The following is a 274-nucleotide window of genomic DNA, read 5'->3' as shown; positions in this document are numbered from 1 at the left end:
CTATGCCCAGGAGGCGCTGGGTGATGTGGTGTTCGTGCAGTTGCCGGAGCCGGGCGAGTACGCCGAGGGCAATGAAGTCGCGGTGCTGGAGTCGGTGAAGGCCGCCAGCAACATCAGCATGCCCCTGAACGGTAGCGTGGTGGCGGTCAACCAGGCCCTGGCCGACGACCCGGAACTGGTCAATGCCTCACCGATGAAGGACGGCTGGTTCTTCCGCATCCAGGTCGCCAACATCGCCGACCTCGACACCTTGATGGACCAGGAAGGCTATGAG

Annotated in this window: 1 protein-coding gene; it reads left to right on the top strand. The window is 63.5% G+C overall.

What is annotated here, in order from left to right:
- On the top strand, positions 1-274 hold a 274-nt coding region (locus SB756_RS29935), incomplete at both ends, for a glycine cleavage system protein H (protein ID WP_410913212.1).

It is taken from the genome of Pseudomonas sp. SIMBA_068 (assembly GCF_046534705.1).
Lineage (GTDB): Bacteria > Pseudomonadota > Gammaproteobacteria > Pseudomonadales > Pseudomonadaceae > Aquipseudomonas > Aquipseudomonas putida.
Note: the sequence above shows the minus strand (reverse complement) of the source record. Positions and strands in the feature narration are given on the sequence as shown.